Origin of the sequence: Streptomyces arenae (assembly GCF_022343545.1) — a bacterium.
Lineage (GTDB): Bacteria > Actinomycetota > Actinomycetes > Streptomycetales > Streptomycetaceae > Streptomyces > Streptomyces humi.
Genome location: NZ_JAKQYH010000046.1, coordinates 36,191 through 48,666, shown reverse-complemented (window position 1 = coordinate 48,666; position 12,476 = coordinate 36,191). Strand labels below are relative to the sequence as shown.

Annotated in this window: 12 protein-coding genes; 8 read left to right on the top strand and 4 right to left on the bottom strand. The window is 72.6% G+C overall.

The window, feature by feature from the left end:
- Positions 1 to 38: 38 nt before the first annotated feature.
- Together MB828_RS20465 and MB828_RS20460 are read right to left on the bottom strand one after the other, a co-directional pair.
- The gene (locus tag MB828_RS20465; protein WP_046727968.1) at positions 39 to 272 is read right to left on the bottom strand and encodes a hypothetical protein; all 234 of its coding nucleotides are present in this window, start codon (positions 270 to 272) and stop codon (positions 39 to 41) included.
- 92 nt (positions 273 to 364) lie between these two features.
- Positions 365 to 1,345, bottom strand: a complete 981-nt coding sequence (locus MB828_RS20460; protein ID WP_301649467.1) for a DEDDh family exonuclease — start codon at positions 1,343 to 1,345, stop codon at positions 365 to 367.
- Positions 1,346 to 1,687: 342 nt separating this feature from the next.
- Here MB828_RS20460 and MB828_RS20455 point away from each other — a divergent pair, with 342 nt between their 5' ends.
- The 8 genes from MB828_RS20455 (at position 1,688) to MB828_RS20420 (ending at position 9,396) form a co-directional block, all read left to right on the top strand.
- Entirely contained in the window at positions 1,688 to 2,482 is a 795-nt protein-coding gene (locus tag MB828_RS20455; RefSeq protein ID WP_301649466.1) for an acetoacetate decarboxylase family protein, read from the top strand.
- Positions 2,482 to 3,366: an SDR family NAD(P)-dependent oxidoreductase gene (locus MB828_RS20450; RefSeq protein WP_301649465.1), complete on the top strand. Its 885-nt coding sequence runs from the start codon at positions 2,482 to 2,484 to the stop codon at positions 3,364 to 3,366. The genes MB828_RS20455 and MB828_RS20450 overlap by 1 nt, the downstream gene beginning before the upstream one ends.
- Before the next feature lie 49 nt (positions 3,367 to 3,415).
- Positions 3,416 to 4,702 carry an amidohydrolase family protein gene (locus tag MB828_RS20445; protein WP_301649464.1) on the top strand — a complete coding sequence of 429 codons (1,287 nt, stop codon included), beginning with the start codon at positions 3,416 to 3,418 and terminating at the stop codon, positions 4,700 to 4,702.
- Positions 4,699 to 5,925, top strand: a complete 1,227-nt coding sequence (locus tag MB828_RS20440; RefSeq protein WP_301649463.1) for an amidohydrolase family protein — start codon at positions 4,699 to 4,701, stop codon at positions 5,923 to 5,925. Before MB828_RS20445 ends, MB828_RS20440 begins: the two co-directional genes overlap by 4 nt.
- Positions 5,926 to 5,970: 45 nt before the next feature.
- Complete coding sequence (locus MB828_RS20435) at positions 5,971 to 6,684, top strand: VIT1/CCC1 transporter family protein (RefSeq protein ID WP_301649462.1); 714 nt, start codon at positions 5,971 to 5,973, stop codon at positions 6,682 to 6,684.
- A gap of 100 nt (positions 6,685 to 6,784) precedes the next feature.
- Positions 6,785 to 7,651, top strand: a complete 867-nt coding sequence (locus tag MB828_RS20430; RefSeq protein ID WP_301649461.1) for a sterol desaturase family protein — start codon at positions 6,785 to 6,787, stop codon at positions 7,649 to 7,651.
- Complete coding sequence (locus MB828_RS20425; RefSeq protein WP_301649460.1) at positions 7,648 to 8,313, top strand: lysoplasmalogenase; 666 nt, start codon at positions 7,648 to 7,650, stop codon at positions 8,311 to 8,313. The genes MB828_RS20430 and MB828_RS20425 overlap by 4 nt, the downstream gene beginning before the upstream one ends.
- Positions 8,314 to 8,349: 36 nt before the next feature.
- Positions 8,350 to 9,396, top strand: coding sequence for a zinc-dependent alcohol dehydrogenase family protein (locus tag MB828_RS20420; RefSeq protein WP_301649459.1), 1,047 nt, complete (start codon positions 8,350 to 8,352; stop codon positions 9,394 to 9,396).
- 5 nt (positions 9,397 to 9,401) lie between these two features.
- Here the strand turns inward: MB828_RS20420 and MB828_RS20415 are convergent, their stop codons facing one another.
- Together MB828_RS20415 and MB828_RS20410 are read right to left on the bottom strand one after the other, a co-directional pair.
- The gene (locus MB828_RS20415) at positions 9,402 to 10,865 is read right to left on the bottom strand and encodes a CoA transferase (protein ID WP_301649458.1); all 1,464 of its coding nucleotides are present in this window, start codon (positions 10,863 to 10,865) and stop codon (positions 9,402 to 9,404) included.
- A gap of 54 nt (positions 10,866 to 10,919) precedes the next feature.
- Positions 10,920 to 12,458 (bottom strand): S8 family peptidase, encoded by a 1,539-nt coding sequence (locus MB828_RS20410; protein WP_301649457.1) that lies wholly within the window; start codon positions 12,456 to 12,458, stop codon positions 10,920 to 10,922.
- Positions 12,459 to 12,476: the final 18 nt, after the last annotated feature.

Below are 12,476 nucleotides of genomic sequence, written 5' to 3'. Positions count from 1 at the left end.
ACAACTCGGTCGTGGGGTGCGATCGGGCGGGTACCGGGTCACACGCGGTCGACGATGCCCGCCTTCCCGGCCTCGCGGGCGCAGTGGGCACCGCAGAACCACTGGTTCTCGGCCTCGACGCCCTGGCCGATGATCGACACCTTGCAGTGCTCGCAGACCGGGGCCATCCGGTGGATCGCGCAGGAGAAGCAGTCGAAGACGTGGACCGCGCCCTGCGCGTGCACCTCGAAGGTCATTCCGTAGTCATTGCCGCATACTTCACATTTAGCCATGGGCCACAGCGTGGGTGGTCGTCCGCGCGCGGGCGAGCGGGCACCGGGCGAGTCGCACGGCAATCACCCGTCCGTACGGTCCCGCCGGGCGGTCACTTCTCCGTCGCCGGCGCCACGTCCCGCAGCAGCTGCCCGAAGGCCGCCTCGTCGACGACCGGGGTGCCGAACTGGCGGCCCTTGACCACCTTCGAGGTACCCGAGTCCGGATCGTTGGTGACGAGCAGGCTGGTGAGCCGCGAGACGCTCGTGGAGACGTGCAGGCCGGCCTCCGCCGCCCGGTCCTCCAGCAGTTCCCGCTCGACCGAGGTGTCCCCGGAGAACGCCACCCGCATGCCCTGCCGGAGCGGCTTGCCGTCCTCGTACCGCCCCGGGTTCGGGTACGGGCACGCCGGGCGCTTGCGGGACGGGCGCCAGCTGGTGGGCCGGTAGCCGCCGGTCGCCTGCGGCCCGATCCGCGGCGTGTCCGACCACTCCGTCAGCGGCCGGCACTCGAGGAGCGGCAGCCGGACGTTGCCCGCCGCCGCGGCTCGCAGACTGGGCTGGAACGCCTCCGCGAGCACCCGCGCGTCGTCCAGCGCGTGGTGCGCCCGCCGCTGTACGACACCGAAGTGCGCGGCCAGGGTCTCCAGCTTGTGGTTGGGCAGCGGCAGACCCAGCTCCTTGGAGAGCGCGATGGTGCACAGCCGCTGTCGCACCGGCGCCTCGGCCTTCGCGCGCGCGTACTCCCGGGCGATCATCTGCCAGTCGAAGACCGCGTTGTGCGCGACCAGCACCCGGCCGTCCAGCCGGGCCGAGAACTCCTCGGCGACGTCCGTGAAGAGCGGCGCCCCTTCGAGCACCTCGCTCGTCAGGCCGTGGATCCACACCGGGCCCGGATCGCGCTCGGGGTTGACCAGTGTGTACCAGTGGTCCTCGACCTCGCCGCGCTCGTCCAGCCGGTAGACGGCCGCGGAGATTATCCGGTCGTCCCGGGCCAGTCCGGTGGTCTCCACGTCGACGACGGCGTACCCCTTGGGATACGCGGCCGGCCACGGGGTGCCGGGGGACACTGCGGTCGTACGGTCTTCGAGCATGGTCATTGAGGATACGGGCCCCGACCGACAGTCCGGTCCGTCAGGCCGCCCACCGCGCCCGCCCGTTCGCATGTCCTGACCGTGCGTCGCCCGACCGTGTGACTTTGTCCTGATTGCCCGTCGTGTGCCATGGGCTCCTGCCCGGATGGCCGCCGACGCGGGCACGGGCCGTTGCCCGGATCGCCGTTCACGCGGGCGCGCTCCGCTGCCCGGATCGCCTTCGCGCGGCCGCGGACCTTTGTCCGGATTGCCTTTCGCGCGGCTATGGACCTTTTCGGTGCCCGGTGCAAACGTGCACCCCGCCCGGCGCAGACGGCGGCCGACGGAAGGGCGGTACGGCGGATGGCACGCGTACGGTACGGCGCTCGGACCGAGGCGGAGATCAGGGCGGCGCGCACCACGAGACTCCCGGACGTGTGGTCCACCGGGGTGGTGGCCGTCTGGGAGACCGACCCGGACGCGGTCGCGGCGGTGCTGCCACCCCCGCTCAAGCCCACCGGCCGGCCCCTGGCCCGCGTCGGCATCAGCAGGGTCGAACTGCCCGGATACCCGCTCGGCGCGGGCTCGTTCGCGGTCGCCGCATCCCACGGCACGGTCGACGGCTGGTATCCGCTGGTCATGCCGATGACCCACGAGCGGGCCCTCACCGGCGGCCGCGAGGTCTTCGGCGAGCCCAAGAAGCTCGGTGAGGTCACCGTCGAGCGGGAGGGTCCCGCCGTCCGCGCGGCCCTCGCCCGGCACGGGGTCGCCTTCGTCGAGGTGCGTGGCACGGTCGACGGGCCGCTGCCGCTGCCCGAGCCGGCCCCGAAGACCGACTTCTACTTCAAGTTCCTGCCGGCGGTGGACGGTTCGGGTTTCGACGGCGATCCGCTCCTGGTGCACTGCGTCCGCGAGGAGAAGGTCCGCCGACTGGAGCGCGTGACCGGCGAGGTGATCCTCCGTGAGTCGGCCCTCGACCCGGTCGCCGACCTCCCGGTGCTGCGGCTGCTGGACGTCACCCTCGCCGAGAAGACCAGCGACCAGCGCGGCCGGGTCGCCGAACGGGTCGACGCCCAGGCCCTGCTGCCCTATGTGCACCAGCGCTACGACGACCCCCGGCAGGTCCACGACGCGCCCCCGGAAGGGAGCGGCAGCTGATGGAACTGCGTGCCGGACAGGTAGCCGTCGTCACCGGCGCGGCGAGCGGCCTCGGACTCGCGATGGCCCGGCGGTTCGCCGCCGAGGGTCTGAAAGTCGTCCTCGCCGACGTGGAGGCGGCCGCTCTGGAGAAGGCCGCCGACGGTCTGCGCGCGGAGGGTGCCGACGTGCACGCGCGCGTGGTCGACGTCGGCGTGCGCGAACAGGTCATGGAACTGGCCGAGTCGGCCTACGACACCTACGGCGCGGTGCACGTCCTGTGCAACAACGCCGGAGTCGGCTCGGGCGCCGAGGGCCGCATGTGGGAGCACGAACCGAACGACTGGAAGTGGGCGTTCGAGGTCAACGTGTGGGGTGTCTTCCACGGCGTACAGGCTTTCCTGCCGAGGATGATCAAGTCGGGTCAACCCGGTCATGTGGTCAACACGTCCTCCGGGGACGGCGGGATCGCGCCGCTGCCGACGGCCTCCGTGTACGCGGTGACCAAGGCCGCCGTGGTCACGCTCACCGAGTCGCTGTACGCCCACCTGAGGGCGGAGCACGCGCGCGTGGGCGCCTCGGTGCTCTTCCCGGGGCCGCACATGCTGCGCACGGGCCTGTGGGAGTCGCACCGCAACCGGCCCGGCCGCTGGGCCAAGGAACGGCCGCGCCGCACTCCGTACCGCAGCCTCGACCAGTGGGAGGCGGCGATGCGCGAGGCGGGCAAGGAGGTCGTCTTCACGCCCGTCGAGGAGGTCGCCGGGTTCGTGGTGGCCGGCATCCGCGCGGACCGCTTCTGGCTGCTGCCGGAGAGCGCGCACAGCGACGCCCAGATCCGGGCGCGGGCCCGCTCGATGCTGGACCGCACGAACCCGTCGTACCTCGAGACCTTCATCCTGGACTGACGCTTCCGTCCCGGACCGACACTTCATCCCGGACCGACAGGGGGCTGTGGTGACCGCGTACGACGACCCATACCTGATCATCTCCTCCGACTGCCACGCCGGACTGCCCACCGAGGAGTACCGGCCCTATCTGGACACCCGGTTCCACCGGGACTTCGACGAGTTCCTCGCCGGACGCGACCACCGCCGGGAGGAGATGACCCGGCTCGGCATCCGCAACGAGACGTTCGCGGCCAAGTGGTTCCAGGACAACGAGGAGGGGCTGCGCGGCGGCTGGGACACCGCGCAGCGCCTGAAGGAACTGGACGGCGACGGCGTGGCCGCCGAGGTGGTCTTCCCGGACGCCGACGCGGTCGACAGCCGTACCGCGGCACCCTTCGGAGTGGGCCTCGGCCTGTCCGGGGACCACGACCCGGAGCTGGGCATGGCGGGTGCCCGGGCCCACAACCGCTGGCTGGCCGACTTCGTGTCCGAACACCCCGAACGGCACTGCGGGGTCGCCCTGTTGCCCGTGACGGCCCCGACGGAGCAGGTGGTCGCCGAGGTGCGCCGGGCGAAGGAGTCGGGCCTCGGCGCCCTGATGATCCCGGCCATGTGGGTCGACAAGGAGCCCTACCACGACCGCCGTTACGACCCTGTCTGGGCGGCCGCCGCCGACTGCGGGATGCCGGTCCTCACCCACTCGGGCGCGGCTCCGCGCCACGAGTACGGCGAGCACCTGGGCATCTACGTCAGCGAGGTGACCTGGTGGCCGGCCCGTCCGCTGTGGTTCCTGCTCTGGTCCGGTGTCTTCGAACGCCACCCGGGGCTGCGCTTCGGCGTCGCCGAGTCGGGCTGCTGGTGGCTGCCGAACCTGCTGTGGTTCATGGACCGCCTCTACCTCGGCGCGCACGGCGGCAAGAAACTCTCCCCCTTCGCGGAACTGCGACGCCCGCCGCACGAGTACCTGGACCGGCAGGTCTTCGTCTGCGCCACCAACACCAAACGCCGGGAACTCGCCCAGCGCTACGAGATCGGCGTCGACAACATCCTGTGGGGCAGCGACTTCCCGCACCCCGAGGGCACCTGGCCCGACACCCGCGGGTGGCTGCGCCGCACCTTCCACGACATCCCGGTGACCGAGACCCGCCGGATGCTCGGCCTCGCGGCGGCCGAGGCCTTCGGCTTCGACGTGGACCGCCTCACCCCGCTGGCCCGCCGTATCGGCCCCACCCCCGCCGACCTCGGCCAGCAGGCCGACCAGGCGGCGGTGGAGGCCTCCTGGGCCCGCTCCCGCGAAGTGGGCCGGCACTGGCTGACGGACAACGACTTCCCGACCCTGGGGGTGACGCGGTGAACGACCGCTACACGGTGATCTCGGCCGACTGCCACGCGGGCGCCGACCTCCTCGACTACAAGCCCTACCTGGAGAAGCGCCACCACGACGACTTCGACGTCTGGGCGGCCACCTACGTCAACCCGTACGAGGACCTGCTCGCCGACTCGGCCGACCGGAACTGGAACTCCGACCGGCGGCTCGCGGAGCTGGAGCAGGACGGGATCGTCGCGGAGGTGATCTTCCCGAACACCATCCCGCCGTTCTTCCCGTCCGGTTCGCTGATGGCGCCCGCGCCGACGGCTGCCGAGTTCGAACGGCGCTGGGCCGGGCTGCGCGCCCACAACCGCTGGCTGGCCGACTTCTGCGCCGCCGCGCCCGGCCGCCGCGCGGGCGTCTTCCAGATCCTCCTCAACGACGTGGAGGAGGCCGTCAAGGAGATCCGCTGGTCGGTGACGGCGGGCCTGAAAGGCGGGCTCCTGCTGCCCGGCACCCCGCCCGGTTCCGGGCTTCCCGAACTCCACGCGCGCGTGTACGACCCGATCTGGGCCGTGTGCGCGGAACTCGGCGTGCCCGTCAACCACCACGCGGGCTCCGCGTCCCCGCCGCTCGGTGACGAACCCGCCGCCCGCGCGGTCTTCATGGTCGAGACGACCTGGTTCTCGCACCGGGCGCTGTGGCACCTGATCTTCGGCGGTGCCTTCCGCCGCCACCCGGAGCTGAGACTGGTGCTGACCGAACAGGGATCCGGCTGGATCCCCGGCGTCCTGGCCATGCTGGACTACTACCACGGCCGCATGCTGGCGGCGGCCACCAGGACGGCGACCGCGGAGTCGAAGTTCGGAGCCGGCCTGGCGGACTCGATGGGCGAACCGCCGTCCTCGGTCTGGCGGGACAACTGCTTCGTCGGCGCCAGCTTCATGCGCCCCCACGAGGTGCCGCTGCGCGACCGCATCGGCCTCGACAAGATCATGTGGGGCAGCGACTTCCCGCACGACGAGGGGACGTTCCCGTACACCCGGGAGGGCCTGCGCTTCGCCTTCGCCGGCGTCCCGCGTGACGAACTGACGGCGATGCTCGGCGGCAACGCGGCCCGCGTCTACGGCTTCGACCTGGACCTCCTGGACCCGATCGCGGCGAAGGTGGGGCCGACGGTGGCGGAGATCGCGGAGCCGCTGCCGGCGCCCCCGGCGGACGCGACGAGCCCGGTGTTCGCGCGGGGGGCCTCGGTACGGGTCTGGTGACGTCGGTACGGCGCTCACGGGCCCCGGGGTGCGATCCTCCCTGCTGTGACGGAACCCACGCACGACAACGAGGCCCACGGGGGCGCGCTCGGCTCCCGGCTGAACTGGCTGCGGGCGGCCGTACTGGGCGCGAACGACGGCATCGTGTCGACGGCGGGCATCGTCGTCGGCGTCGCGGGTGCCACGGCCGACCGGAACGCGCTGCTGACGGCGGGCCTGGCCGGCCTGCTCGCCGGATCCATGTCGATGGCGGCGGGGGAGTACGTCTCGGTGTCCACCCAGCGCGACTCGGAGCTCGCCGCCCTGGCGCAGGAGAAGCGGGAGCTGAAGGAGCAGCCCGAGGAGGAACTGGAGGAACTGACCGAACTGCTGGAGCGCCGCGGCCTGTCCCGGGAGGTGGCCCGCGAGGCGGCGGTCCAGCTGACGGAACGCGACGCCCTGCGGGCCCACGCGAGGGTGGAACTGGGCATCGACCCCGACGAGCTGACCAGCCCCTGGAACGCGGCGCTCGCCAGCTTCCTGGCCTTCACGGTGGGGGCCCTGCTCCCCCTCCTGGCGATCGTCCTGCCGCCCTCGGCCTGGCGGCTCCCGGTGACGGTGGGCTCGGTGCTGGCGGCACTGGTACTGACCGGCTGGGCCAGCGCCCGCCTGGGAGCGGCCGCACCCGGCCCGGCCGTGCTGCGGAACGTCCTCGGCGGGGCGCTGGCGATGGCGGTCACGTACGCGGCGGGGAGCCTGCTGGGGGCGGCCGGGGTCTAGCGCTTTGGCGGAGATCGCCAACAAGCAAGCGCGTACCGCTGGTGATACTTGTGGGTAACAACGTCTAGCCGCAGGCGACCAGCGGTTCTACGGTGCCCCCATGCCGAACCTGCCCGATGTCGTGCTGTGGTCGATACCCGCCTTCGTGCTGCTCACCGTGATCGAGGTGATCAGCTACCGCATCCATCCCGACGACGATGCCGGCGGGTACGAGACCAAGGACGCGGCCACCAGCATCGGCATGGGGCTCGGGTCGCTCGTGTTCGACTTCGTCTGGAAGATCCCGATCGTCGCCGTCTACTCGGCCGTGTACGCGCTCACCCCGCTGCGCGTCCCGGTCCTGTGGTGGACGGTCCCGCTGATGCTGCTCGGGCAGGACTTCTTCTACTACTGGTCCCACCGCGGCCACCACGTCATCCGCATCCTGTGGGCCTGCCACGTCGTCCACCACTCCAGCAAGAAGTTCAACCTGAGCACCGCGCTGCGCCAGCCGTGGACCTCGCTGACCGTGTGGCCGTTCTACGTCCCGCTCGTCGCCGTCGGCGTGCACCCGGCCGCGCTCGCCTTCTGCTCCTCCGCGAACCTCGTCTACCAGTTCTGGATCCACACCGAACGCATCGACAAGATGCCCCGCTGGTTCGAGTTCGTGTTCAACACGCCGTCCCACCACCGCGTGCACCACGCCTCCCAGGGCGGCTACCTGGACCGCAACTTCGGCGGCATCCTCATCGTCTGGGACCGGCTGTTCGGATCCTGGGTGCCTGAGGTCGAGCGCCCCGTGTACGGGTTGACCAAGAACATCAACACGTTCAACCCGATCAAGGTGGCGACGCACGAGTACCTGGCCATCGGCAGGGACCTGAAGGCGGCCCGCAGCTGGCGGGAGCGGGCCGGGCGGGTGTTCCGGGGGCCTGGCTGGGCGCCCGCGCCCGCCGTGGCACAGCCGGAGGAGTCCGTGGCCGCGTGAGAGCGACGCGCGCGCTGCTCACCGCCTTCGTCCTCACCGTCGTCACCGACCTCGGCTGCCTCGCCGCCGGCTTCCGTCCGGGGCATCTGGCCGCCAAGCCGCTGCTGATGCTCCTGCTCGCCGCGTACGCCGCCCGCTCGGGCGGCCCGCGGCCGCTCGTCGCCGCCCTGCTGTGCGGCTGGGCCGGCGACGTCCTGCTGCTCTCCGGCGCCGACCCCGCGTTCATGGCAGGCATGGCCTGTTTCGCCGCCGGACACGTCTGCTACCTGGTTTTGTTCCGCCGTCTCGGGCGGCCCCACGCGCGTGCGGGTCTGCTCGCCGCCGGCTACGCGGTGGCCCTCGTCATCCTGGTCGTCCTGCTCTGGCCCGGCCTGCCGGCCGGCCTCCGCGTCCCCGTCGCCGGCTACAGCGCCCTCCTCACCGCCATGGCGTACACCGCCGCCACCCGGCGGGGGCCGGTCGCCGGGCTCGGCGGCGCGCTCTTCATGCTCTCCGACACCCTCATCGCCACCGGCGTCGCCCACTGGCCGCAACCGCCCCGGCCCGACTTCTGGATCATGCTCACCTACGCGGCCGCGCAGTTCCTGCTGGTACGAGGCACCCTCGACGCGCGGCCCGCACCGGCCACGACGTACCGTGAGATGCGCTCGGCCACCCCCTGAGCGCAGCCACGACACCGCACGAGAAGGACCCTCGCCATGCGCGCCACCACCATCCACGCCCCGTACGACATGCGCGTGGAGGACGTGCCCGAGCCCGTGGTGCAGCTGCCCACCGACGCCGTCGTACGGGTGCTGCGCGCCTGCATCTGCGGCAGCGACCTGTGGGCGTACCGCGGCGAGGCGGCCCGGCAGCCGGGCCAGCGCATCGGGCACGAGTTCCTCGGTGTCGTCGAGGAGACCGGCTCCGAGGTGGCCACCGTGCGGCGCGGCGACCTGGTGGTGGCCCCCTTCATGTGGTCCGACGGCGTCTGCGACTACTGCCGCGAGGGCCTCACCACATCCTGCGAGCACGGCGGTTTCTGGGGGTCCGTGGGCTACGACGGCGGCCAGGGCGAGGCGGTCCGCGTGCCGTTCGCCGACGGCACCCTGGTCCAGCTGCCCAAGGACGCGGCCTCCGACGAGCACCTGCTGTCCGCCCTGCTCACCCTCTCCGACGTGCTCGGCACCGGCCACCACGCGGCCCTGGGCGCCGGTGTCCGTCCCGGCGCCACGGTGGCCGTCGTCGGGGACGGCGCGGTCGGCCTGTGCGCCGTGCTGGCCGCCAGGCGGCTGGGTGCCGAGCGGATCATCGCGCTCGGCCGGCACGAGGTCCGCACCGACATCGCGCGCCGCTTCGGCGCCACCGACGTGGTCGCCGAACGCGGGGACGCCGCCGTGGCGGCCGTCCGCGAACGCACCCGCGGCCAGGGCGCGCACGCCGTCGTCGAGGCCGTCGGCACCGAGCAGTCCATGCGGACGGCCGTCGAGATCACCCGCGACGGCGGCGCCATCGGCTTCGTGGGCGTACCGCACGGCAGCGGCACCGGACTGGACCTCGGTGTCATGTTCGACCGGAACATCGCGCTGCGCGGCGGTGTCGCCCCGGTCCGCGCCTACATCCCCGACCTGCTGCCGGACGTCCTCGACGGCACGGTCGACCCGTCGCCGGTCTTCGACCTGACCGTCGGCATCGAGGGCGTGCCCGACGGCTACAAGGCGATGGACGAGCGCACCGCGCTGAAGGTGCTCGTCACCAACGGCTGACGCGGTCATGCCCAGCGGGCGGCGTCCGAACCCCACGGCACCGGCGGCCGTGCCCAGTCGGCCGGGCCGCCCGCGAAGGACAACGGCGGTCGTGCGTACCGCAGTCGGCCCAGCGCGCTGTCCCTCTCCGCGAGCCAGGCGTCCGGCCCCTCGTACGCCTCACCGGCCTCACGGGCCTCACCGACTTCACCTGTCCCACCGGTCCCACCGGCTTCACCGGTCCCATCGGTCTGGACCGCCTCGTCGGCCTCCGCGCCCGGCTCCGGTCCCGGCTCCGCCATGAGCCACCGGGCGGTGCGTGCCAGGGCCAGCCGTACGAACCTGCCGCCGCCGTCGTACGACTGCTCGGTCAGGGCTCGCAGCACCCCGGCCGCCAGCAGGTACCCGCTGCCGTGGTCCAGCGCCTGCGCGGGCAGCGCGCCCGGACGGTCCGCGGACCCCTCGGCCCAGGCGATGCCGGTGGCGGCCTGCACCAGGCTGTCGAAGCCGCGCCGGCCGCCCCACGGCCCGTACCCGCCCCACGCCGAGACCTGGGCCACGACCAGCCCGGGCCGCCGTTCCGCCAGCGCCTCGGGTGCGAGTCCGAACCGGTCCAGGGCGCCCGGCCGGTATCCGGTGACCACGACGTCGGCCGAGGCCAGCAACTCCTCGAAGGCCGCCCGGTCCGTCGTCAGGTCGAGCCTCGCCGAGCGCTTTCCGAAGCCGGTGTCGGCGTGCTGGTCGGGGAGTTCGGGCAGCCACGGCGCGTCCAGGCGCAGCACGTCCGCGCCCAGCAGAGCCAGGGTGCGGGTCACGACCGGGCCGGCCAGCACCCGGGTCAGGTCCAGGACGCGGACCCCGGCCGCCGGCAGCAGGGGGGAGGTGCCGGCGGCGAGCGGCGCGAGCACGCGCGCGTCCGCACCGTCCAGGCGGCCTCGTTCGACCAGCGGCCGCGCGGCCACCTCTGCGGCCTGCTCGTGCGCCGCCCACTCCTCGGGGGAGCGCAGGGCCACGGCGAGTCCGCCCGCGGCGTGGACGGCGTCCTCCACCGCCACCGCGGTCCGTTCGGCGACCCGCGCCGCGACGTCCTCCGGGGAGGCGTTCTCCGGCAGCCCCAGCGCGGTCAGCAGCCGGGCCCTGTGATGCGGGTAGTTGGCGTGCGTGCGCACCCAGCCGTCGGCCGTGCGCCAGAACCGCGACAGCGGGGCGAACGGAACCGGCGCCCGCCCGTCGACCAGCAGCCGCCGCTCGCTCGTGAACGCCGCCGCCACCGCCCCGTCGTCCACCCGGACCGCGGGCACCTCAGCCCTTCCGGTCCGCCGCGCCCCCAGCTCGGCGGCGGCCAGCGCGCACGCGCCCACGCACGCGCGGGCCAGCCGTCGTACGGGCAGACGGGCCGGGAGCGTGCCCGCGCGGGCCACGGTCGTGACCCGCGCGAGCAGTGCCGGGTCGCCGCCCAGCACAGACCATGCATAGTTGATCGATGTCATGACTGCACTATGCATGATTGATTGAATCAATATGAGTCGGCCGGGCCGACGGAGCTACCTGCTCACCGCCGCCAGCGCGTCGGCGATGCCCCACCCGTAGAAGCCGTTGCGGTTCTTCGAGCCCTCGCACACCGCGTCGACCTTGCCGTCGCCGTTGATGTCGTACGGGTCGGTGCACGGGGTGGCGGTCGCCTCGGCGTACAGCAGGGCCTTCACCAGGGCGGGGGAGGCGTGCGGATGGGTTGACTTGATCAATGCGGCGACGCCGACGACATGCGGGGTCGCCATCGAGGTGCCGGCCATGTAGCCCCACCGGCCGCCCGGCAGCGGGCCCAGGATCAAGCCACTGGTGGCCGGAGGCTGCGGCGCCTGGTAGGCCGTGGAGTCGCCACCCGGGGCCGCGATGTCGATGACCCCGAGGCCGTAGTTGGAGAACGACGACTTGAGGCCCTTGGCCCCGGTCGCCGCGACCGTGACGACACCCGGCAGCTGGGTCGGGATGTCGAAGCACTTGTGCGGGTCGATCACCCGGTCGCTGGGGGTGCCGTCGTTCGGTGAGACCGGGTCGGTGATCGAGTCGGCGGCCAGGTCGTAGCTCTCGTTGCCGGCCGCGGCCACATTGACGGTGCCCTTGTGCTCCGCGAACCGGGAGGCCCGCGTGATGGCGTCGACGAGCGCCTTCTGGTCCGGGTCGTCGGTGCAGTTGAAGTACCAGGGGTCGGTGTAATAGCTGTTGTTGGTGACGTCGATGTGGTGCTCGGCCGCCCACACGAAGCCGCACACCACGGCCTCCGTGTAGAAGTACCCCTGCGAAGTGGCGACCTTGATGCCCGCCACCTTGACGCCCGGTGCCACACCGGTGATGCCGATGCCGTTCTTCGCGCCCGCGATCTCACCCGCCACGTGTGTTCCGTGCGGGCTCTCCGCCGCACTCGGCCGCCAGGCGCCGTACGTGGTGTCCGGCTTGCCCGAGACGCAGTTGGTCGACTGCGCGGCGGAGAAGTTCGGGGCGATGTCCGGGTGGGTGTCGTCGACGCCGGTGTCGATGACGGCGACGGTCACCTTGGAGCTGCCCAGGGTCTTCTCGTGCGCCTTGTCGGCCTTGATGGCGGGCAGGTCCCACTGCAACGGCTCCAGCGGGTCCTGACCGTCGGTCGCCTGCGCGTCCGCCTGGGCCACCTGCTCGGAGCTGAGCACCTGGGGGGTGCCGACGTCGGTGGTCGACTGGGCGGGGAGCGGCGCGTTGCGGGTGGCCCCGGCCGAGTCCACGCCCGGCACCTTGCGGATGGCCGTGGCGAAGTCGGCGTTCGACGAGTGGACGACGATCACGCCGATCTCGTCGTACGCGATCACCACCGAACCGCCGGCCCGTTCGACCGCCTTCTGGACCCGCTCCGAAGTGCCGTGTCCGGGGCGGACGTTGACGACGTAGCTGAGGGAGGGTCCGTCAGCGGCGGCGGCGCTGAGGGAGGTGGTGCCACCGGTGTCGGCCGCCGACGCCGACACGTCGGGCAGGAACGCGAGGGCGGTGGCCATCGCCATGCCGAGCGGGACGGCGAGGACGCGGCGGTGACGCGGCTGGAACACAGTCATGCGGAAGAGCCTCCGGTT